Genomic DNA, 23,549 nt, shown 5'->3' with positions numbered 1-23,549 from the left:
TCTCTGAAACTATTATGATAGTTTGTTTATACCAATATACAAAAAAATCGGCAATTAGTTTGCTCGAAGGTTTCCTTTCGGAAGAGAAGAGGAGGAATGTTTTTACAACCGCATTTGGTTTGATTTGGTATTAAGGGGAGGTCGATGACGGTATTGAAAAAGATAGAGGAGGGTGTTTCTTTTAAAAAAGCATCGTCCTTGCCGATAAATCCGAACAAGGACGAAATTGCCAGTATTGTAATTGTTTGTCGTCAGGTATATCGAATCTTGTAAAATATTGCTAACTGGTTTTATGTTTTTTTGAGGGTCTATCGTCGTTATAATTCTATGCTGCCACTACCGCTTTCACCTTCTCCCCAGTCGATACTTCCCGGAATTTCTATGGTTACTTCTTTGCTATCGATGGTGATGTTATAAGTATGTACTTTACCTGCTTCGAGTTCGGCGGCTCCCTCTTTCGGGGTGTAATAATGTGTGCCGAGTTCGGTGTCGATAGCGATTAGTCGTTTACCGTCCATGTTTTGCGGAATGACAAGAGCCGTATAACTGGCTATGTATTTCGAGGGATCGGTAGGCTGTGACAATTTGAAAGGCGTAATTGTTTTGTCCATCGGTCCGGGAAGCCATGTTCCTGTTGTTACGCCTGTACCGGAGGGAGCCGTGTAAGTTCCCGACAAGGCGAGGTTGTTATCTCCGATTTTTACGGACTGAATCTGGTCGGCGGAATCGATACCTTCCGTTTTTTTGATGTTAACGATAATTCTTGCTGTTTGATGGTAGAAAATCAGGTTCGCTGTGCTACCGAATTTTACTTCGACGGGGGCTGTAAATAGGAGATCGCTTTCTGCATATCCGTTTCCAGTTTCATCTTGGTCGGCTGCTACGCTCCACGAGTCGGGCAACGTGTTTGAGGTCGAACCATCGGCACAATACCAAGTCCGTATGAGTTTTGTCTCATCGCTACGCTGCCAATAGTGGGTTTCTTCTTTTGTTAAGGCAACAGGTATATCGTTGTTTATTTCATAGGGGTAGGAGATCGCATCGTTCCAGTTGTACGCATCGCCTGTTTTGGTTATGGCCTGTACGGTCACTTTTTCACCGTTCGTCCATGTGCCGTCCACAGAGGAACGGGCGATGGGGCTTTCTACCGAAACGGTCATGGCAACCGGATATTTACCTTGCGGCAACGTTTTTTCGGTTATCATGTCTCCGTCCGAAGTGCATGATGCGAATATCACAGCCCATAATCCTATAAAAGTCGCTTTTCTGTATGTCATCTTCATATTGCGATATTTTTTATTTGTTTCGTGCTACCGCTCCCGGCGAAAAGAGCGGCTACACCTTTATGTGTAGCTCCGGGCGTTACGCTCGATGCCCGGGATAGCTGTATTTGACTTTACGAAATTGATCGAATGTAATTTCTATTGAAGTCAATCGTTTAGAACGCACAAATCGCACGGACATTGAATTTTTGGTTCTTGAAGAGGCCGTTCCCCGATATTGTTCCTGTCGAGAATGCTAAACAATAAGCTCTATTGGTACGGGCATAGCTGTTTCCTGTGTATCCTTCCTGTGATGTCCAATAATACACGTCGGCGAGGATTTCAGTATCGTTATCGTTATCGGACAGGGCATTCAAGATGTCGTTTATTTTTCCTTTGTTGCTCGTATCGGTTGTGCCGTAACTGGGTAGCGGATATTTCCACGAATCCTCATCGCAGAGCAATGCCAGTTCTTTCAGAGACGGGAAATACCAGCTGCTACAACCTTTGGGCGTAATGTTGTTATCGGCGAAGGTTTTGATGGATTGAGCGGCTTGGCATCTGTAAAGTATTTTCGCAGGGTCGCTGTTATAAGCCAATAATACCATAGTGTTGTTATATCCCAACAGTTTGTGAGCTTCGCTGTCGAGCGTCTCGTCTATCGGAGAGATAGGGGCGATTTGTGTGTATTTGCTGTCGAAAGTCGCTGTTTCTTGCCACGTTGTCACACTCTCGCGGAAAGTCGTGCTTGCAGATTGCCAAGGGGTTTCCGTGGCGGCGTCTTTCAAAGCGACGATGAGACCGTGGGTACAATCGGGATAATCGGCCATCAATACCTTGTCGTTGGTCAGCGTGGTTTTGGGATAGGTGTCTGAGTAGGTCCAGAAGACGATACCGACACACGCTTTTTTCTGTTCGTCGGTGAGGGTGGTATAATCTTCGGTTCTGACAAATGTTCCGTCTTCCATCGCCAAGTCGCCGACTTGTGCCTGAGTCCGGTCTGTGATATTTCCTATCGGCGGCGGTATTACAGCTATCCCGTCATCGTCTCCTGTGCCTTCGTCCCAGTCATGGATGCTCGAAGATACTTCTATGGCTGTTTGATTGGCTGTGATGGTGTATCGGTATTTTTTCCCGCTTTCGAATGTCGTCCCGCCGTCTTTCATTTTGTAAACGAATTCTCCACCTGCCGCTAACGTTATTTTAATGAATGCCGTCCCTGCTTCGATCGTTTGCGGTACGATAATGGCTTCGTTCAGTATCGAAGTTGCGCCTTCGGCTGTTATGTCGGTATCGATGGTTATATTTTGAGCTGTTCCGTCTGCCGTGATTTCAATCCCGTCGGGGAGCTCGGTGTTTTTGCCATATGCAGGCTTTTCTTTATCAAGCGTGAATTGGGCTTGGGGCAGGGTATTCAGTATCTCTACTTTGGTTATACCGGCGAGAAAATCGTTTTCACCGACTCCCTTTTTGAGTATTACTTCGACTTTGGAGAGCAAATGCCTGAATTGTACGGCCACGGGGGTGGGGTTACCGCTTCGTGGGACTCCGGTAAGTTTGGCGTAAGTCAAGTCAGAGGTGGCATAACCATCGGTCTCGCTGCGTTGGTCTGCGGCTACGGTATGAGTGAGCGACCTTGCCGGATAGGTGTTGCCGAACCATGTGGCGTTGGTATGGAGGGCATAAATGTTTACGTCGTTGCCGGTTAACGGGAAGTACATGGGCGTGCTGCCGTTCAATGTCCCGGCAGCCCCTCCTTCTTTGGTCAAGAGTATATTTTCATAGAGATTTTCTTGATCTATGGTTTGCTGTCGGTTTTTAGAATCGTCTATCCATAGATGTACCGTTTCTCCATCTTTGAGCTGTGTGTCCAGCCCGTGGGAGGATCGAGTCTGTACATCGATGCCGCTGGTGAACCTCAATTCGATTTGTCCGTCATAACCCGACAGACTTTCTGTTTCGTTGCATGCCGCCAGTCCGAGCAGGGCGGTCGCTAAAAAGAGATATTGTTTCATATTATTTTAGGTTTGTTGAAATTTCAAATTTTATTCTGCTTCTCCGCTATCGCCTGTACCGTTGCCCGATATCCAGTCTACAATTTCGGACGTTACGTCGATTTCTGTCTTGTTGAGCGTGACATTGAATTTATATTTTTTGCCGGCTTCGAAACGGGTCGCGAAGGCGGATTGTACGGGCCATATAAAATGTCCACCGTCTTTTAGCTTGAATTTCAGAGACATTTCATCGAAATTATCACTCGGTAGAATGATGGCTTCGGCTTTCGTCCCTTTGTTTGTCACGAGTAAATCGACTGTTCGGGGCGTTTCTGTTACGATCGCTACCTCATTACCGTCTATGACGTCGTATGTCGCAGTGGTTTGTTGTCCGGTCAATTCTACGGTGAGACCTTCCAAAACAGAGGTGTCGTCGAATCCTGTTCCGCTGGTTATGTTCAGTTCTATTTTCGCCAGTTTGTGGTAGAACGTGAAACGCACGGAGGGTGTATTTTTGTCGGTCTCCGGGTTGTCGCTTCCCAAAAGGTCGATTGCGCTTTGAGAGGATTGGTCGGTTATATCGATCGTATAAGTGCGACCGTTGTCACCAAGATTTTTCGTGTAGGGATAATAGGCGACAAAATTGCGTCTCGAACCGTCTGTCGGCAGGTAGATGGCCTCGGCTTCGGTGGCCGTGAATTTACCGCTTCCATCGGTCGTGGTATAAAGTCTATTGTTTTGTTCCACTGTTTCTCCGGCGAGCATATATATTCCGATACGGTCGTTCGGTTCCCATCGGGTGTCGTTTGCACGCGATGTCACGCATATATTACCGTTCACATGCAGAGCTGTCGGGCCGCTATTCCCTGTTGTATCGCCAAGAGGAGTTTCATCGTTACCACAACCGGCCAAAGTGACGATGGAGAGTGCTAAAATCAAAATTTTTACTTTCATTTTTATAGTCGGTTTGTTTCGTTTGTCATTTAATAAATTTCGATGTTTTCACCGTTTTCTTCGTTACCGTTTTCCCAGCCGACGATCGTTGCCGTCATATCGGCTTCGATCGGAGTCAGCAAGTCTCCGGTTATGTACATGGGAGTCGGCATATCGTCGTTGAAGTTTTTCAACAGATCGGTGAGATCGTTTTCGATGGTTTGCGAGCTTCCATCTGTGAAAGTCAGATCGATTCGTAAGGATTGTTTCAAACCGGTTGTACCCAACAGTCGGGTATGCGCTGTTATTTTATCGTTAGTTCGAGCAAAAGGAAAACTTGTGTTCATGGCTTCGCCGTAGATTCGTTGTGATGAAAGGTCGAACGAACCTGCTATTCCCGAAAGGGTTCCCGTGATGTTTGAGATGCGATCCGGGTCTCCTTCTTTAACGGTCAGTTCGAATAACAAATCGCGCGTTTTTTGTTTCATGTAGATTTCTACTTCGAGTGTATCGTCTTTTATCACATTGATGTTTTGTGCTTCTGTCAGCAGATATCCCGGCAGTGACTCCAATAAACCTCTTTCTACCGTATTTATATGAGCCGTAGTATGGTCGATCGTTATTCTGTCGGCTTCGTTCCATGCGATGAGTGTATGGGAGTTGGGCTCAAACAGAGAAGGGTGGCAGAACTCGCGGTCCGCAGGTGCTTTGAGTGCCGTCCCTTCGCAGCAGGAGTGCAGTAATACATATTCTTCCGGTAAAGGGCAATCTGTCGAACGATGAGACCAATCGGCCGTTATGGTTATCCTTCCTTTATCGGGGTGAGGTGTTTTGTAGAGTTCGTCTTTTACACAAGAGTTTAACAGTAGCAAGCCTGCTACTCCGCTCATTATATATCGTATTGTTTGCATATTACCTCCTTTCGATTAAAATACATTCCATACTAATGTCACTCCGGCAGATATGGGGCCCCACCAGTTTTTAGTCTCTTTTCCCTGACGTACCCGTATGCCGTCGATAACGATATATTTGTCGTAATCGGCATGAAGGCAGCCGAGAGCAAGAGAGAAATCGAGGTTTAGCACCTTATTCAGTTTTAATTGGTATCCGCCCGTTAATCCGCCGCCCATTAAATTGCCTTGTTTACCGATCTCGGATAGTTTGTAATTGAACGAGCCGGCTTTGTATATGGCTCCGATATAGCCTCGTTTTTCTTTACCGATGTAGTAGCGCGCTTCGGGTGCGATTTCCCACAAGGCATAACGACGGTCGTTGCTGTTCCACGTCCAAGAAGTGTAGGAGCCGTTCACGAGTATGCCTACGTGATGGTTCAAGCGCCATTCCACTCCGAGGTCGGGGGTGAGAGTACCCCAACGGAGCAAGTTTGCCCGCAAGGAGAGCGAATGGGATTTCGCTTTTGCGGTGGCTTCGGCAGCGAGGCGCTCTGTTTCGGCACGTTTTTTTTCGTCTCTTTCAGCCGCAAGCCTTTCGGTTTCCGCTTGTTTGCGGGCCTTTTCTTGGGCGGCAAGGTGTTCTCTTTCGGCTTGTTCTTTCGCCAGTCGTTCTGCTTCGGCTTTTTCACGAGCAGTTTGCTCTATGGCCAGACGTTCCCGTTCGGCTTTTTCCGATCTCTCTTTGTTGTAATTTTCGACCCGTCGAGCCGCTTCTATACCCGCAATTTCGGCTACTTTTTCTACGCTGGCCGGAAAGGTGACGACAACGACATTGCGCAGTTTTTCTTTCCCATAAGAGGAGAGGATAGCCCGGTCGGTGACGAACATCTGTTCGGTCAATCCTCCCTGCGTGATGAGTTCCGATTTTATTCTGTTGTTACGAATGTATGCCATGCGTTCGGAGGTCAGTATGTCGTTCGCCGATGCGGCATAGCTCGAAACGCTGATATACATTTGCCCGGCTTGCAACTGCTTTTTGTTCTTTTCCAAAATATTTAGGAGCTGGTGCAGAGACCGGTCGTTTCCATTCCACGGTACATAGAACATGTCGTCGTTCGGAACGAAACGGAATATGTAAGTTGTGTCTGTCGGTTGTTGTGCTATTACAGGTAATTCCCATATAAACAACAATGCTGTTATCAATAATAATTGTTTGCTTTTTTTCATATTGGGCAGTTTTGTTTTTCTATGGATATAAATATGTATCGACTATATAATACTATAAAGATTTTTGCAAATCTATTATTCTTTGTTTGAAAAAATGTTTTTTGATTTGTTAATTTAGTGTAATAAAAATGGTGGCCTTGAATTTCTTAATATTTTATTATAAGAGAAGTATCTATACATAAAAATTACAGAAAAAATTCTTTATTTCAAACTATTTGTACTACTTTTGTTGTCAGATGTCGGGCATATAGATTTTATGCTCGGCTTGTTTTGCGAATAATAGTATATATTCTATATATTTATATAAATAGTTTGGCTTAAACAACTTAACTAATAACAACTATGGCAGAAAGTAAAGAAAAACTGTTTGACCAGTTCCCTCCGGTGTCCACACAGGAATGGAAAGAAAAGGTCGTGGCAGACCTTAAAGGAGCTGATTTTGACAAAAAGCTCGTATGGAGGACTAACGAAGGGTTTAATGTTAACCCCATGTACCGTGCCGAAGACATAGCAAATTTGAGTACGACCGATTCTCTTCCCGGTGAATATCCCTACGTGCGGGGAACTCGTGCCGACAACAATTGGCTGGTTCGTCAGGATATCAAGGTGACCGATGTGAAAGAAGCCAATGTAAAGGCTCTGGATATTTTGAAAAAGGGTGTGGAATCGTTGGGATTCGAGATTGCCAAAGATTTGATTTCGGTAGAAAACTTGGAAACTTTGCTGCATGGTATCGACGTGGAGAATGTGGAATTGAATTTCTCTACTTGCATGAAAAGCACAGTGAAACTTGCCGAAACAGTGGCCGCTTATTTCAAAATGACTTCTATCGATTTGACAAAAGTATCGGGCTCGATTCGTTTCAATCCGTTTAAGCGAATGTTGACCAAAGGCCGTGATTTCGCCGATTATGCCGATCAGGCTGTTGCGGTTATCGATGCGGTGAAAGAGTTGCCCGGATTCCGTGTATTGGCTGTCGATGCCGTGATGTTGAACAATGCCGGATCTTTTATTTCTCAGGAGCTTGGTTTTGCTTTGGCTTGGGGTAATGAGTGGCTGGCCGCCCTTACAGATAAAGGTCTGTCGGTCGACGAAGTCGCTAAACGAGTGAAATTTAATTTCGGCATATCGTCCAATTATTTTATGGAGCTTGCCAAATTCCGGGCTGCCCGTATGTTGTGGGCTCAAATTGTGAAACAATATAATCCGGCTTGCGATTGTGCTTGTAAAATGAAGGCTCATGCGCAGACTTCGGAGTTCAACCAGACTATATTCGACGCTCATGTGAATCTCCTTCGTTCGCAGACCGAGACGATGTCGGCTGCTTTGGCGGGTGTGGATTCCATTACGACGACTCCTTTCGACAAGGCTTACAAGGAACCGGATGATTTTTCGGAAAGAATCGCTCGTAACCAACAGTTATTGTTGAAAGAAGAGTCGCATTTGAATCGTATTACCGACCCGGCTGCCGGTTCTTATTATGTGGAGACTTTGACGGTTTCGATCGCCGAGCAGGCTTGGAAACTTTTCCTCGAAGTGGAAGAGAAGGGCGGCTTCTACAAAGCCGTGAAAGAGGGATTCGTACAAAATCAAGTAAACGCTTCGGCCGAGACTCGCCATATGAATGTGGCTCGTCGGAAAGAAATTCTGTTGGGAACGAATCAATACCCCAATTTCAATGAAGTCGCCAGCGATAAAATCGTTAACGGCGAAGCGTGCGGTTGCGGATGTGGAAAGCACGAGGGAGGACATCATTGCGAACCTGAGTTCCCCGTGTTGAATACCAAACGGGCAGCCAGTGATTTCGAAACTTTGCGATTGGCAACAGAACGTTCGGGCAAACGTCCGACGGTATTCATGTTGACTATCGGGAATTTGGCCATGCGTTTAGCACGTTCTCAATTCTCGTCGAATTTCTTTGCTTGTGCCGGATACAAGATCGTCGACAACCTCGGTTTCGAGACCGTACAGGCCGGAATCGATGCCGCTTTGGACGCCAAAGCCGATATTGTGGTACTTTGTTCGAGCGATGACGAGTACGCTCAATATGCTCCGGAAGCATTCAAGATACTCGACGGTCGCGCTCTGTTCGTCGTAGCTGGAGCTCCGGCTTGTATGGACGAATTAAAGGCTCTGGGTATTACCGAGTTTATTCACGTTCGTTCGAATGTACTCGATACGTTGAAATCGTTTAATGAAAAACTTTCGATTTAAAGGTGGACAATTTGTATCACACAAGAAAAAACAAAAAGACAATGAGACCTAATTTTAAGAATATAGATATTACGAAGGATGCTTTCGCCCATTCGGCAGGGAAAGTAGCCCATGAGGGTGAAAACTGGATAACCCCGGAGTTGATACCCGTCAAACCTGTTTACACCAAAGAAGACCTCGAAGGTCTTGAACACTTGAATTATGTAGCCGGACTTCCTCCGTTTCTTCGTGGTCCGTACAGCGGTATGTATGCCATTCGTCCGTGGACAATCCGTCAGTATGCAGGTTTCTCGACCGCAGAGGAGTCCAATGCTTTCTATCGTAGAAACTTGGCTTCGGGACAGAAGGGATTGTCTGTGGCATTCGACCTCCCGACACACAGAGGATATGATGCCGATCATGAGCGTGTGGTAGGCGATGTAGGTAAGGCCGGTGTATCGATTTGTTCGCTCGAAGATATGAAGGTTTTGTTCGACGGTATCCCTTTGAACAAAATGTCTGTATCCATGACGATGAACGGAGCCGTGTTGCCTATCCTTGCTTTTTATATCAATGCCGGGTTGGAACAAGGCGCGAAACTCGAAGAGATGGCCGGAACGATTCAGAACGATATTTTGAAAGAATTTATGGTGCGTAATACCTATATTTATCCGCCTGAATTCTCGATGCGTATCATCGCCGATATTTTTGAGTTTACTTCGCAAAACATGCCGAAGTTCAACTCGATCTCCATTTCGGGATATCATATGCAGGAAGCCGGAGCGACAGCCGATATAGAGTTGGCTTATACGCTGGCCGACGGTCTTGAATATTTGCGTGCCGGAATCAACGCCGGTATGGATATCGACGCATTCGCTCCGCGGTTGTCTTTCTTCTGGGCTATCGGTATGAATTTCTTTATGGAGATCGCCAAGATGCGTGCCGCACGTATGTTGTGGGCTAAGATCGTAAAACAGTTCAACCCCAAGAATCCGAAATCTCTCGCTTTGCGTACTCACTCGCAAACGTCGGGTTGGTCACTGACCGAACAAGATCCGTTCAATAATGTGGGTCGTACTTGTATCGAGGCTATGGGGGCTGCTTTGGGGCATACCCAATCGTTGCACACCAACGCTCTCGACGAGGCTATCGCCCTGCCAACCGATTTTTCGGCTCGTATCGCTCGTAATACTCAGATTTATATTCAAGAAGAGACCTATATTACAAAAGAAATCGACCCGTGGGCAGGTTCTTATTATGTAGAGGCTCTGACTAACGAGCTGGCTCATAAGGCATGGGAACATATTCAAGAGATCGAGAAGTTGGGCGGTATGGCTAAGGCCATCGAAACCGGACTCCCGAAACTTCGTATCGAAGAGGCTGCCGCCCGTACGCAGGCACGTATCGACTCGGGTAAACAGACGATCGTGGGTGTAAACAAATACCGTCTTGAAAAAGAGGCTCCCATCGATATTCTCGAAGTCGATAATACGGCTGTGCGTAAAGAGCAAATCGAGCGTCTGCAAGATTTGAAAGCTCATCGCGACGAAGCCGCGGTTAAAGCGGCTCTTGATGCGATTACCGAATGTGTGAAGACGAAGAAGGGTAATTTGCTCGACTTGGCTGTCAAAGCCGCTAAGGTTCGCGCTACGTTGGGAGAGATTTCCGATGCTTGCGAAGTTGTCGTAGGTCGTTATAAAGCAGTAATCAGAACTATATCAGGCGTGTATTCATCAGAGACTAAAAAGGATGCCGATTTCGTTCGGGCAACGGAATTGTGCGAAAAATTCGCTAAAAAGGAAGGTCGCCAACCTCGTATCATGATAGCGAAGATGGGACAAGACGGTCATGACCGTGGGGCCAAAGTGGTAGCTACCGGATATGCCGATTGTGGCTTTGACGTGGATATGGGACCTTTGTTCCAAACTCCGGCGGAAGCTGCGCGTCAGGCTGTCGAAAACGACGTACATGTGTTGGGCGTTTCTTCTTTGGCTGCCGGACATAAGACTTTGGTTCCTCAGGTAATCGAAGAGTTGAAGAAATTGGGTCGCGAGGATATTGTGGTAATTGCCGGTGGAGTTATTCCCGCACAGGATTATGACTTCCTTTACAAAGCCGGTGTAGCCGCTATCTTTGGCCCGGGTACTTCGGTAGCCAAAGCTGCGTGCCAGATACTCGAAATTCTTCTCGATGAGTAATTTTGGAAAAGGATAATGTGTTGAAGCCCGGCAGTAATAAACTGCCGGGCTTTTTTGATAATAATATATTGTTATAAAAATGTTTAAAAATAATTGTCTATGATTTGAAAAATATATTAATTTGCAGAACCGATTTATTTCTTAATCTTGATATATATGAAAAATTATTTGTTCCCTTTTAGTTTCTTATTGCTTAGTTTGGGCATTCAGGCCGAGAAGCCGCAGTGGGGTATTCCCGATACGATAAGTCATTATCCGATAGGTCCCGGAGCTGTGTATACTCATATCGAGTTTACACAAAAGCCGATACAGTTACATCAAATTACATTGGATTTGAATAACGAATATAATGCGGTAGAGGTATATCCGTCTAACGGGAAGACTCCGGATGCCTCACGGGAGACAACGTCATCGCAGTGTAAGAGTAACTCTTATGAAGGACACCGGGCGTTTTTCGGGGTAAATCACGATTTATTTCATTATACGGGGCAGACTACGGCTGCGGGGATCAATGTCCGTAACGGAGAAGTTGTCAGTCATTACGGCGATTATGGTCGTTCTGTCATGTCTATTAGCAAAGATAAGGTGGCAGAGGTTTTCCCTCCTAAATATTCGGCAAAGGTAATTTGTCCAGACCAAACAGAAATAACGATCGACAATGTGAACGAGTCGGCATACGGAATACAATCATACAGAAATTGCGTATTGTTCAATACGTATAGCAGTCTTACTCTTACGGAAGACGGTTTATATGTGAAAATAACGCCGCAAGGGGAATGGATTATTAACGGTAACTCGACTCCTTGTCGAGTGGAGGCTATGGAGCATACCCCTATACAACCCGATGGAAAAAGTCATATTTTGTTTATGAGAAACCATGCGTCGGAGCAGTTCGAGGATAAAGTAAAAGTAGGTGATGTCGTTTATATCGACCAGCGGTTTGTGAATACGACGTTTCCCAATTCCGGCATATCCGTTCCACCGGCACAAAACGTTGTACAAGCGTTGCATGGTTGGCCGAGCGTGATATTGAACGGAGAACTTCACGATAAAGAGTACAACGATTTTGTTACTCCCGGACGTGAGTTTCAAGACTATCCTTGTACATTGGTGGGGATAACGAAAGACGGGAAAAGATTGTTTATCATTACCGCCGACAAGGCCTCTATGGTTGAGAATGCTTATTATTTAGTAGAGCAAGGAGCTTGGAATGTCGTTAATTTTGACGGTGGGGGATCGGCTACTATGGTTGTTTGTGACGAAGTGGTAAATACCCCTACCGATGGAAAAGAGAGGGCTGTGATGGATTCGTTTCAAGGTATTTCGTTAGCTCCGGTCGACAGTACGTTTTCTTTCGTTTCTTTTTCTAAACCTTCTGTGCAGGCTATACCTTTGTCGGTGGTTCCTTTGAGGGTATTGGCTCATAACCGTTATGGCGAGATTATCGACGATGATTTTAAAGATGTTACTTATTCGTGCGAACCGGAGGAATTGGGATATGTGAATAGTCGTGGCGAGTTTTGTGCGGGAGCTGTTTCTATGTTAGGAACGATTACGGCTCGGAAAGGTGACTCTGCATGTAAAATACGGGTCGTTATGGGTAATGCCGGCAAGTCGGTTAAATTATGTGCCGATAGTCTTTGTATCGACGATATTAGAGAATATCCGATAGAGATCGAGACCGAATCGGACGGAAAGAAATATATGGTAAATCCTGCTATTTTTGACTGGCAATCTGTGGGAACGGATTGTTGTGATGTAGTGGACGGTGTCGTGAGAGGTGTCACGAACGGGCGAACTGTGTTGCAAGGGAAATATGGAGATGTAGAAATTCAGTTACCGGTTATTGTTGAAATTGGAGTGGGAGAGAAGGTGCATGAACATTTTTCTGATGGAGCTTCTTTTTCTGTAACCGGTAGTTCTGCTATAACTGACATTCGTTTCGATTCGTCTGTCCTTCCTGTGGGTTGGAGTGACGGTACTACTCTGTTGTTCGATTTATCCACCGGGCGTGCTCCTAATATTATGTTGGATAAGCCGATACGTTTCTTCGGGTTACCCGATTCGATTTCGATACAGGTGAAAAATTGGAGCGCTTTAATCAATAATATTTCTTATGAATTTTCTTGTTCTACTGGTTCTTGGAGCCGTATCGTTAATCCAGATGCCGATAGCGATTCTGTCTATACAGTGTCTTTTGCCGATTTAGATGTAACGGCTTTCCCGGTGGTGTTGAATGGTATGAAGATATACTTGTCGACACAGATAAAGGGACCGAATCAGAAAATTTCATTTAGGGATTTGAAGGCTTATTACCCTCATGAAGCACCCGATGGGATAAAAGAGGTAAAATGCGGATCTGATTTTTCGATAAGTAAGATTGATCCGGGAGTAATAAGGATACAAGGTATATCGGAAGGAGAAGATATTGTTATTACATTGTCGGATATGAACGGGAGACTGTTGGAAACTTTCTGCGATAAGGCTGTGGGTTGTGGTGTTTGTGACATAGAGTTACCGTTCGTATTACCTCCGGGTGTATATTTGGTGGGAATACAGACGAAAAACGGTCGTGTAGTGGAAAAACTTGCATGGTAATGAGAAGCGAACCCCGAATTTTTCGGGGTTCTTTATTTAGGATTCTTTCGAGAGAAGGCTATCTGTATTTTTTAAGAGTGTTTTGATCATTCGGAGGAATACAAAACTTTTTTCATAAATTAAGAATACCGTATTTTTTTCTTTGTTTTATTTTTATTAGTATCTTTATTCGCTTTTATAAACATGATTGTCTATGAATAAAAATTTTATCTCATTGTGCGCCGGTATTTTATTGGGTGTATCTCCGCTTTTTGCCGTACCGGCCAAGCCTGTCCTTGTTAGGGTCGCTCAACCGGACGGGACCGTTGTAACCGTTAAAACCGTAGGTGATGAATTTTATCATTACAAGTCTACTTCCGATGGCATTCCGGTAGTACGTGGCGAAGATGGTTTCTATCGTTATGCCGAGTTGTCTGCAACGGGACTGGTTGTTGCGGGCAATGTGATAGCCCGCGATTCGTCGATGAGGAGTGTTTCGGATAAGGCGTATTTAACATCGCTGTCCGAGAAGAAGATTTCACAGAAACTTTTTAGTCGTCGTAATCTACGGAAGCAACAATTACAAAACAATATAACTCGTCGAGTTACGCAGGCTACTGCCGGCGACGATGTGCACGGTTTGGTCTTGTTGGTTCAGTTCAGCGATAAGAAATTCAGTTCGGTGGGGACACAGCAGGCTTTCGACGAGATGATGAATAAGGAAGGATATGATTATATGGGAGCCATCGGTAGCGCTCGGGATTATTTCATTTCTCAATCGGGAGGACTCTTTCAACCGACATTCGATGTGGTAGGGCCTATCACTCTCGACAATACGATGGCTTATTATGGGGCTAATGATTATTCCGGTCAAGACGTACGTCCCGATGAGATGGTTATCGATGCTTGTAAGAAGTCTGAATCGACGGTCGATTTCACGATATATGACAGAGATAATGATGGATTCGTCGATTTGGTGTATGTGATTTATGCCGGGTATGGAGAATCGTCGGATATAGACGGTTCTTTGGAAAATGCGATTTGGCCTCATGCTTGGTATATTTATCAAGGTGCGCAAAAGCGAGTATCGGTCGACGGTAAATATCTCGATGCTTATGCTTGTTCGGCCGAGCTGTTGGGAAACAGTGGTACTACTCGGGACGGAATCGGTACATTTTGCCATGAATATAGCCATACGTTGGGACTCCCCGATTTTTACGATACGAGCGGTGTGACTTCGAATTATGGAATGGGCACGTGGAGTTTGATGGATTATGGCTGTTATAATGGCCCTGATTCCGATGGCGACGGTTATTCCGATGGTTCTGTTCCGGTCGGGTACACAGCATATGAGCGGGAGTTTTGCGGTTGGATAACTATCGAAGAGCTGACGGCTCCTTCTTCGGTTACACTGGAAAATCTGGCCGATAGCAAGAAGGCCTATAAGATAGTATCGAGCGATAAAGATCAATATTTTACATTGGAAAATAGGCAACAGACCGGTTGGGATCGATATATGGCATCAGCCGGGCTGATGATCGTGAAAGTCGATTACGATCAGTCCGTTTGGGATTATAATACGGTTAACAACGAATCGAGCCGCCAGCGCATGACCATTATGCCGGCCGACAATAAATATAGCGAGTATAATGAAGATGGTGACTTATATCCCTATAATGGTAATACCTCTTTTACCGATGACAGTCGCCCGGCTGCAAAGACAAATACCGGATTGAAGTTGGGAAAACCTGTAACCAACATCGCACAAGATAATGGTGTGATTACGTTCGACTTTATGGGAGGAACCCCGGCAGTGCTTGCTCCCGTGGCCGATGTCGCTACTCATGTGACAGCAACCGGATTTACCGCAAACTGGTCGTCGGTAGAGAATGCTGCCAGCTATACGTTGCAGGTCGATAGAAAACAACCATCGGCCGGTGGCGAAATTTTACTGTCGGAGGATTTCTCGAATTGCACGGCTGACGAGACTACAAATATCGCAGGAACGACTACATTCGGAAATGCGAAGGACGGTTATTTCCAAACTTCGGGTTGGAGTGGTAAGTATTTGTTCCCGAACATAGGAAAGATGAAACTAGGTAATTCGGATAACGGGGGAGCTGTATGTACTCCGGCTATCGATTTATCTTCTTGCGACGGAGTATTTACTGTCCAGTTCGATGCCTCTATGTTCGATGGAAGTAAAGAGAAAAGTGTTGTGATAAAGGTATATGTCGAAGGAGATGAGTCGAATGCTCAATCGACCGAAATTCTCTCGACCAGTAAGATGAATACTTACACGATGACTTTTACAGGTGGTACAGCCGATAGTAAAATCGTGCTGATGTCGACAGCGAGCAGTGGAAAAAAGAGGGCTTATCTCGATAATATCGTTATATATAGCGGTGAAGTTTTACCTGAGATTGCTTCTAAACAAGCTGTTAGCGATGTTTGGCCTCTGATTGTGACGGGAATTACGGATACATCGTATCAGCTCGTTGATTTGGAGCCGGGGTATGTGTATTCTTATAAAGTAAAAGCTGTGACCGCAGAGGGGGAAGAAAGTGACTATTCCAATGTGGTGAAGGTGGATTTATTTACCGGTATTTGCGATTTGCCGGAGTCGCGCAATCGAGTGTATACCGATAACGGTTATATTGTGGTCGAGTGTGAAACGTCACAGCCGGTCGAGGTCGTTAATTTGACAGGTCAGATTGTCGTATCGGCATCTGTGAATGGGCGTTCTTTGTTATCGGTTCCGGTTAAGGGTGTATATGTCGTGCGCTGTGGCACATCGGTAACTCGTGTGGTTGTGAAATGATGATATTTATATAATAAAGAAAAGACCGAAGCGAATGTAAATGGGCTTCGGTCTTTTTTTATAGTCTATGTGTAGAAGTTTTTGAGAACTCAAATTTTTACTTTTCGATCGTTCAGCCGACTTTCTTCGGCTTTGAATCCCATGATATGGCTTTCGACTGAAACACTTATGGGGCTGGACAGATAGTCGCGGTTATTGTTCCCGACAGCGTTTATAAAATCGCGAACCAAACACAGGTCTCCGCCTCCGTGCCCGTGTCCGACGTAACTTTTCACTTCTTCTACTTTGGCATCCCATATGCGCTGTTTCCCACTGCGGAAATCGGTTACGGTAAATGTTGTCATATCACCTACAATTTCTCCTTTCGTACCCATTATTTGAGTCCTTCTTCCTCCTTTGGCCATGAATGCCTCCATAGAGAAATTGGCTGTAACACCATTTTCAAATTCCATGCTGGTCACGTAGTGGTCGCATTGGTCATTGTCCATTTGGAACACGCAGCGTCCGTAGTCGGTAGTCCGTATCACTTTACGTATTGCCTCGTTTTGAAGGCTGCGTTCTTTGGGCAGGTCGAATGCATATATATGTTTTCGTTTTTTCAAATAAATGTCTAATGCGGAATAGGGGCATTCATTTTCATGCGGACAATCTAAACAACGTTCGGTAGCACCTTGCGGCATATTTTTCCGCTTGAAATAGGTTAAAGAGCCGTAGGCCGAAATGGACTTGCATGGAGAGCCGACCAGCCATCTGATAATGTCTAGGTCGTGGCAGGATTTTGCCAAAATAATGGGGGTGGTTTCCTTTGAATTATGCCAGTTACCTCTTACATAAGAATGCGCCATGTGTGCGTATTGTATGGGTTCGAGATGTTGTATACTAATCAGTTGCCCTATGTCACCCGAATCGATGATTTGTTTGAGAGCGATGAAATAGGGTGCGTATCGTAATACATGGCAGACTCCTACAATGGCATTTTTTTTGATTGCTAAATCTCGAATGTCCGTACATTCTTTTTCAGTAGGTGCTATGGGTTTTTCGAGTAAGATGTGATATCCCATCGAAAGCGCTTTCATACAAGGATCATAATGTAGATTGTCGGGTAGACTAATGATAACGGCATCTGCGAATTTTGTTTTATTCAAGGCTTCTTTCCAATCGGTAAATCTGTTTTCTTCCGGGACATCGTGGTCTTCGGCCATAGATTTTAGCCGCAATTGGTTTTTATCGGCAACTCCTACTATTTTCATGCAATCGGGGTACTTTTTCGCATATCCGGCGTAAACGCTTCCTCTGTTACCTGCACCGAGGACAAGAAATGTTATCGGTCGATTTACATTGGCTTTCAGGTCTTTTATGTCGGTGGCGATTCGAGATACATTGTTTGTCTGTTTTCCGTTGGCTAAAATAGAAGGCGCAAAAGCTGCACCGACAGCGGTAAGCCCCATTACTTTTAAAAATTCCGAGCGTTTCATGATTTAGATTTGATTTTCAAAATTTCTACAAATATATAAAAGAGAAAAATACGAAACAATTTATATGTTTAATATTTTCGATTTGTATATATATTGCTTCGATTTGTTTCTTATGAGATTGTAATGGTGTTTTTCTTGATCTTGTTTGTGTGAGAGAAGTTGAATGATTACATTTGTTTGTTCAATATCGGCATGTATGGGGAGCGATGAGTTGAAGGCATTTTTGACGGCTCTGTCGGGTAGGGATATGAAAATTCGGATTGCAGAATTTTTACAGCAGAAGGATTGTATCGCCGAAGCAATGGATATAGCTGTGGGGGAATCTGGTTCAGAGGCATTTCGTGCAGCATGGGGTATCTCTGCAATATACGAAACGAACCGCCTTTGTTTTTTACGATATAAAGATAAGTTCGTTTCGGATTTTTGTCGTGTCAACCACCACGGGGTAAGAAGAGAATATGGCCGTATAATGTTGAGTATGTTGAAACATAAGGAGTATATTCCAGATAGGCATTCTGCTGAAAATTTGGCCGAAATAGTCTGTTCGTGGAGTATTGACCCGAAGATAACGATATCGGAAAAAGTGTGGACTTTTTCGATATTGAAATTTTTATCCCGGTGGATAGAATGGGGTGAAGATATGTTACAACAATTGGAGGCTCTATGTGAAACTGATATGTCGCCGGGAATGAGGGCCTTAATGCGTCGATTGCGCAAATAGTTTAAAATAGCTTAAATGTTTTTTATTCATCTCGTGAACACTTTGCCTAGTATTACATTTGTATAATAGAACCTAAGGCATAAAGGAGATTTATATGAAGAAGTTATGGGGTTGTATATTGGTATTTGCTGTGTTGCTGACGGGATGCCGATCGGCTTCGGTGCTCTCGTTCGATGTGTGGCGACCGGCAAAAGTCACTTTTCCGGCGGATATCGTGCGGGTAACTGTCGTTAATAATTCGGCAGAGCCTAACGAAAAAGAGGGGAATAAATATAAGGATATTTCGGGTAGGGAATATACGTTGGTCGTACCGCATGACAGCACGACTTATCGTTTGGCGGAATATATAGCATTAGAGCTTTCTGATGCACATTATTTCCCTGAGATTACAATTTTTTATGACGACTCTATAACCTTGCCTAAAAGTTTGTATCCTCTTTTGTCGGAAAATCAACTTTCGATTGTAAGGGGAGGAGCCGATAATACAGCGGTCGTGTCTCTCGATAAAACCGATATGGTAGTAAAAATGGAGGATCACACTTTGTTAGGTTCTTCCGGAGAAACAGTCTTTGTTACAGACTTATCGGTAGCCACGACTTTGAATTTACGTGTATATTGGCCGAACAAGATAGAACCTTCTTCCGAAATGGTTACGGATACGTTATATTGGCAATCTTTCGGGTATACGCCAGATGATGCTCATAGTTCATTGCCTCTGACCGCTGAGTTTATTCAAGAGGCGATGAGGCAGATTTCTGCACGGGTAAGAGAATTGTTTATTCCTCATGTAGACAATGTCAATCGTTATATTTATACATCTACCAATCCGGCGATGGATGATGCTTATGATTTTTGGCAGCAGAAAAAATACAAAGAGGCTTCTTATTTGTGGGAATATGTTTATGAAGAACAGAAAAATGAAACTACCCGAGCTATGGCAGCAGCCAATTTGGCTGTGTATAATGAGCTGTTCGATAATTATAAAGTCGCTATTGAATGGGTAGATAAATCACTTTCCTTATTTGAAAAGAGGGTGGATAGTAACGCTTCTGATATAACTGCTTTACGGGATTATCGTCGACAACTGATGGAACGGAAGTCTGATAATTCTTTGTTGCAGAAACAGATGTAGAGACAAAGATTGAGAAGCCCTCTATTTTCTTGCATCTTCATCACCAAATAAAGGTGATGTATTTGAGAGTGAAGTTTTTGTTTGTATTAACCCCCTCGCCCTGCGGGCACTCCCCCTATATTTTGCTGCGCAAAACACAGGAGGGAGAGGGTGAGGTGTATATCTCCCTTTCTCCTCGGCTCCGATGTTATTCAAAACGACCCGTCATGCTGCGGAGTACGGCAGGGGGAGAGGGTGAGATGTATATCCCTTTTGTCTCTGCTTCGATGTTATTCAAAACGCCTCGCCATGTTACGGGGTATGGTAGGAGGGAGAGGGTTAAAAAGCACTTTTAATATTTTAAACTCCTCTATTGCTGTGCCTCGTAGCATTACGGGGTGTGGCGTTAGCTATATAGGGGAGGTGTCACAAAGTGACGAAGGGGTTGAAAACGCCATCGTATCAGTCTGTTTATACTGGATATATCCCTTTCTTCTCTGAGTGTCCCATAGCATTACGGAGAACTGTGTTAGCCATATAGGGAAATATACACGAACAATCTCCGTTAATTATCGACTAAGATCCAAATAGTTCCATACTAACTTGTAATAAAAAAACGTCCAAATAAAATTTGGACGTTTTTTATAAATATTTATGGGCATGTTAGCCTTGTATGGCAGCTATACCCGGTAAAGTTTTGCCTTCGATGGCTTCGAGTAGAGCTCCACCTCCGGTCGATACGTATGAAACTTTATCGGCCAATCCGAATTTATTTACGCAAGCCACAGAGTCGCCCCCGCCTACGAGAGAGAATGCTCCGTTTTTAGTTGCTTCTACAATGGCTTCTGCAACAGCACGGGAACCTGATGTAAAGTTATCGAATTCGAATACTCCTGTCGGACCGTTCCACAGAATAGTTTTCGATTTCTTGATTACGTCGGCGAACAGAGCTTCGGATTTAGGACCGATGTCCATACCTTCCCAACCATCGGGTATTTTATCGACATCACAGAAGTCGGTATTGGCATCGTTCGAGAAATCGTCGGCGATCTTGGCATCGACTGCTAAAACCAAATTTACATGGTTGGCTTTGGCCTTGTTGATGAGTTCGAGAGCTAAATCGAGTTTGTCGTCTTCACAGATGGAGTTACCGATTTTACCGCCCAATGCTTTGGTAAAAGTATAGGTCATACCACCGGCGATAATCAAGTTATCTACTTTGGTCAATAGATTTTCGATAATATCGATTTTCGAAGAAACTTTCGAACCACCCATAATAGCAGTGAAAGGACGAACCATCTCTTTCATTACTTTATCGACGGCGGCAACTTCTTTACCCATGAGGTATCCGAACATTTTGTTTTCGGGAGAGAAATATTCTGCCATCAAGGCCGTAGAGGCATGGGCACGATGTGCCGTACCGAAAGCATCGTTTACATAAACATCAGCCAAGTCGGCGAGTTCTTTCGTAAATTCTTTTTGGCTGGCTTTGATCGCTTTTTTAGCAGCAGCTTTTTCTTCGTCGCTGGCATCTTCGGCCAATCCTCTGGGCTTTCCTTCCTCTTCGGCATGGAAACGCAAGTTTTCGAGAAGAAGAACTTCTCCGGGTTTTAATGCGGCTACGGCTGCTTTTACTTTATCGCCAACACACTCATCTACGAATTTTACTTCGGTTCCGAGCAATTCGCTCAAATGTGCAACGATATGACGCAAAGAGAATTTGTCTTCTGGACCTTTTTTGGGGCGTCCCAAGTGAGAACCGATGATGAGGCTACCGCCATCGGCCAATATTTTTTTCAGTGTAGGTAGTGCTTTTACCATACGGGTGTCGTCGGTGATATTAAAGTTCTCGTCGAGAGGAACGTTAAAATCTACGCGGACAAATGCTTTCTTACCAGCAAAATTGTAATTGTCAAGTGTTTGCATATCGTTTAATATTTAGTATGTAACTCTTTTACTCTTTGGCAAATTTAGATAAAAATCGATTATCTTTTTACTATTAAATGCTATTTTCTCTAAAAATCAAAGTAGTCCCTTTGCGTGCAATAGATGTTCCATTTCATATTGTACTTTTAGAGCTTCTTCCCGGGCAGCTTCTGCGAATTTCTCGTCTGTGGCAGCATAGATGATCTTTCGGGAAGAGTTGACGAGTAAACCGCATTCGCGGTTCATGCCGTATCGAGCCACTTCTTCGAGGCTTCCACCCTGCGCTCCTACACCCGGAACTAAAAGGAAATTATGCGGAGCTATACGGCGTACGTCCTCGAATAGTTTTCCTTGTGTCGCTCCGACGACAAACATCAACTGTTCGTCTGAGGCCCAATTTTGAGCCGTGCGTATTACTTTTTCAAATAGCCGTTCGCCGTAAGAGTCTGCTGTCAATTGGAAGTCATAAGATCCTTTATTCGAAGTAAGTCCGAGCAGAATGACCCACTTGTCGGGATAGCCGAGAAAGGGCTTCACGCTGTCTTCTCCCATGTAGGGGGCTACGGTCACGGCATCTAAATCGAGGTGGCAGAAGAAGCTACGAGCATATAGCTCCGATGTGTTTCCTATGTCGCCACGTTTGGCATCGGCGATGATGAATTGGTCGGGGTAATTATCCCGAATATAATTTACTGTCTTTTCAAAAGCGGCCCATCCTTGCATTCCTAAGCTCTCGTAAAAAGCCAGATTGGGCTTATAGGCCACGCAGAGATCGGCCGTAGCATCGATAATAGCTTTGTTAAACGCAAAAATGGGGTCTTCTTCTTGTTTCAAGTGAGACGGTATCTTTTCCATATCGGTATCCAGACCAATGCAAAGGAAAGATTTTTTCCGTTTGATATTTTCAAACAATTGTTTCTTGTTCATGACATATGTGGATTATAGTTCGCTCTCTTTTAATCGTTCTGCATTCTCTGCCACGATTAAATGGTCTATACAATCTTGTATGTCTCCATTCATGAAGGCAGGTAAGTTATAGATCGTATAATTGATACGATGGTCGGTGATACGTCCCTGAGGATAATTGTAGGTGCGGATTTTGGCCGACCGGTCTCCGGTAGATACCATTGTTTTACGCCTGCTGGCGATATCGTCTATGTATTTCTGGTGTTCTTTGTCGTAGATGAACGAGCGTAAACGAGAGAGTGCCCGTTCTTTGTTTTTAGGTTGGTCGCGGGTTTCGGTACATTCGATAAGAATTTCTTCGGAGACACCGGTGTTGGGATTCTTCCAAATATATCTTAACCGTACACCCGATTCTACTTTATTGACGTTTTGGCCTCCGGCTCCGCTCGACCGGAAAGTATCCCATTTTATTTCTCCTTCGTTTATTTCGACATCGAATTCTTCAGCTTCGGGCAATACAGCCACTGTTGCCGCAGAGGTGTGCACGCGGCCTTGTGTCTCGGTGGCAGGGACTCTTTGTACTCGGTGTACTCCCGATTCATATTTGAGTGTGCCGTATACATTATCGCCCGATACTGTGAAAATGATTTCTTTGTATCCGCCGGACGCTCCCTCGCTGTAACTGCTGACTTCGGCTTTCCAACCTTTGGTTTCGCAATATTTAGCATACATGCGGAATAAGTCTCCCGCGAAAATGGCTGCTTCGTCTCCACCTGTTCCTCCCCGTATTTCTACGATGGCATTTTTGCTATCTTCGGGGTCGGCAGGAACCAACAGTAATTTTATTTCTTCTTCGAGTTGCGGCAATTGTGACGTGCAAGAATCGAGTTCCTCCTTTGCCATATCCCTCATTTCGGGATCGTTTTCGGTTTCGAGTAATCGGCGAGATTCTTCTATTCCGTTAAGTATTTGTTTGTATCGTTTGGCTGCCTCCGATATTTTTTCGAGGTCACGATATTCTTTGGTGAGTTTTACAAACCTTTTCATATCGCCGATAACGGCAGGGTCGGTAATCAAAGTTCCTATTTCTTCGAATCGGATAAGCAGTCCTTCCAACTTTTCCAATAGTGTAGTCTGTTCGCTCATTCGGCCTATTTTTGCTTTTGGGCAAAGATAAGAAATTTCGCCCGATTTATTTTAACAGAAGGATTGAAAAAGATGGCTCGGCATAGAACGATAGTTTTTGGAACCAAGTCTGTGCCGAGCCACCCCACATACAGAGTAGTAGTTTAGGTATTAAACATACTTATCT

The 23,549-nt window shown here is 44.5% G+C and carries 15 protein-coding genes; 6 read left to right on the top strand and 9 right to left on the bottom strand.

The annotated features are described in order from the left end of the window. Positions 1 to 317: 317 nt before the first annotated feature. The 5 genes from NBH06_RS04120 to NBH06_RS04100 form a co-directional block, all read right to left on the bottom strand. Positions 318 to 1,283 carry a fimbrillin family protein gene (locus NBH06_RS04120; protein ID WP_008861894.1) on the bottom strand — a complete coding sequence of 322 codons (966 nt, stop codon included), beginning with the start codon at positions 1,281 to 1,283 and terminating at the stop codon, positions 318 to 320. A gap of 155 nt (positions 1,284 to 1,438) precedes the next feature. After that, positions 1,439 to 3,277, bottom strand: a complete 1,839-nt coding sequence (locus NBH06_RS04115) for a fimbrillin family protein (RefSeq protein WP_250792900.1) — start codon at positions 3,275 to 3,277, stop codon at positions 1,439 to 1,441. A 30-nt stretch (positions 3,278 to 3,307) separates the two neighbouring features. Next, on the bottom strand, positions 3,308 to 4,210 hold the full coding sequence (locus tag NBH06_RS04110) for a fimbrillin family protein (protein WP_250792898.1): 903 nt from the start codon (positions 4,208 to 4,210) through the stop codon (positions 3,308 to 3,310). Between the two features lie 29 nt (positions 4,211 to 4,239). Next, a complete protein-coding gene (locus NBH06_RS04105) occupies positions 4,240 to 5,100 on the bottom strand; it encodes a FimB/Mfa2 family fimbrial subunit (protein WP_250792896.1) in 861 nt (286 codons plus the stop codon). 15 nt (positions 5,101 to 5,115) lie between these two features. After that, positions 5,116 to 6,309, bottom strand: coding sequence for a DUF3575 domain-containing protein (locus NBH06_RS04100; protein ID WP_250792894.1), 1,194 nt, complete (start codon positions 6,307 to 6,309; stop codon positions 5,116 to 5,118). Between the two features lie 342 nt (positions 6,310 to 6,651). On the opposite strand from NBH06_RS04100, the gene mutA reads away from it, so the two are divergent. The 4 genes from mutA to NBH06_RS04080 all read left to right on the top strand — a co-directional run bounded on the left by mutA (position 6,652) and on the right by NBH06_RS04080 (position 16,098). Then, the gene (gene mutA / locus NBH06_RS04095; RefSeq protein WP_250792892.1) at positions 6,652 to 8,523 is read left to right on the top strand and encodes a methylmalonyl-CoA mutase small subunit; all 1,872 of its coding nucleotides are present in this window, start codon (positions 6,652 to 6,654) and stop codon (positions 8,521 to 8,523) included. Between the two features lie 41 nt (positions 8,524 to 8,564). Beyond that, positions 8,565 to 10,700, top strand: coding sequence for a methylmalonyl-CoA mutase (gene scpA / locus NBH06_RS04090; RefSeq protein ID WP_008861900.1), 2,136 nt, complete (start codon positions 8,565 to 8,567; stop codon positions 10,698 to 10,700). 156 nt (positions 10,701 to 10,856) lie between these two features. Continuing rightward, the gene (locus NBH06_RS04085; protein ID WP_250792890.1) at positions 10,857 to 13,298 is read left to right on the top strand and encodes a phosphodiester glycosidase family protein; all 2,442 of its coding nucleotides are present in this window, start codon (positions 10,857 to 10,859) and stop codon (positions 13,296 to 13,298) included. Between the two features lie 193 nt (positions 13,299 to 13,491). Further along, positions 13,492 to 16,098 carry a M6 family metalloprotease domain-containing protein gene (locus NBH06_RS04080; RefSeq protein ID WP_250792888.1) on the top strand — a complete coding sequence of 869 codons (2,607 nt, stop codon included), beginning with the start codon at positions 13,492 to 13,494 and terminating at the stop codon, positions 16,096 to 16,098. An 89-nt stretch (positions 16,099 to 16,187) separates the two neighbouring features. On the opposite strand, the gene NBH06_RS04075 is transcribed toward NBH06_RS04080, so the two are convergent. Further along, positions 16,188 to 17,573 carry a Gfo/Idh/MocA family protein gene (locus NBH06_RS04075; RefSeq protein ID WP_250792886.1) on the bottom strand — a complete coding sequence of 462 codons (1,386 nt, stop codon included), beginning with the start codon at positions 17,571 to 17,573 and terminating at the stop codon, positions 16,188 to 16,190. A gap of 163 nt (positions 17,574 to 17,736) precedes the next feature. Between NBH06_RS04075 and NBH06_RS04070 the strand changes: the two genes are divergently transcribed. Both NBH06_RS04070 and NBH06_RS04065 read left to right on the top strand, forming a co-directional pair. Continuing rightward, positions 17,737 to 18,294, top strand: a complete 558-nt coding sequence (locus NBH06_RS04070) for a hypothetical protein (RefSeq protein ID WP_195555215.1) — start codon at positions 17,737 to 17,739, stop codon at positions 18,292 to 18,294. A gap of 94 nt (positions 18,295 to 18,388) precedes the next feature. Beyond that, on the top strand, positions 18,389 to 19,426 hold the full coding sequence (locus NBH06_RS04065; RefSeq protein WP_250792884.1) for a DUF6340 family protein: 1,038 nt from the start codon (positions 18,389 to 18,391) through the stop codon (positions 19,424 to 19,426). 642 nt (positions 19,427 to 20,068) lie between these two features. Here NBH06_RS04065 and NBH06_RS04060 read toward each other — a convergent pair. The 3 genes from NBH06_RS04060 to prfA all read right to left on the bottom strand — a co-directional run bounded on the left by NBH06_RS04060 (position 20,069) and on the right by prfA (position 23,383). Then, on the bottom strand, positions 20,069 to 21,331 hold the full coding sequence (locus NBH06_RS04060) for a phosphoglycerate kinase (protein WP_008861907.1): 1,263 nt from the start codon (positions 21,329 to 21,331) through the stop codon (positions 20,069 to 20,071). A gap of 96 nt (positions 21,332 to 21,427) precedes the next feature. Continuing rightward, positions 21,428 to 22,258, bottom strand: a complete 831-nt coding sequence (gene pyrF / locus NBH06_RS04055; RefSeq protein WP_195331720.1) for an orotidine-5'-phosphate decarboxylase — start codon at positions 22,256 to 22,258, stop codon at positions 21,428 to 21,430. Positions 22,259 to 22,270: 12 nt separating this feature from the next. Beyond that, positions 22,271 to 23,383, bottom strand: coding sequence for a peptide chain release factor 1 (gene prfA, locus NBH06_RS04050; RefSeq protein ID WP_008861909.1), 1,113 nt, complete (start codon positions 23,381 to 23,383; stop codon positions 22,271 to 22,273). Positions 23,384 to 23,549 lie beyond the last annotated feature (166 nt).

Origin of the sequence: Barnesiella sp. B2-R-119, assembly GCF_023656675.1 — a bacterium.
GTDB lineage: Bacteria > Bacteroidota > Bacteroidia > Bacteroidales > Barnesiellaceae > Barnesiella > Barnesiella intestinihominis.
This window is presented reverse-complemented; position numbering and strand designations above follow the sequence as displayed.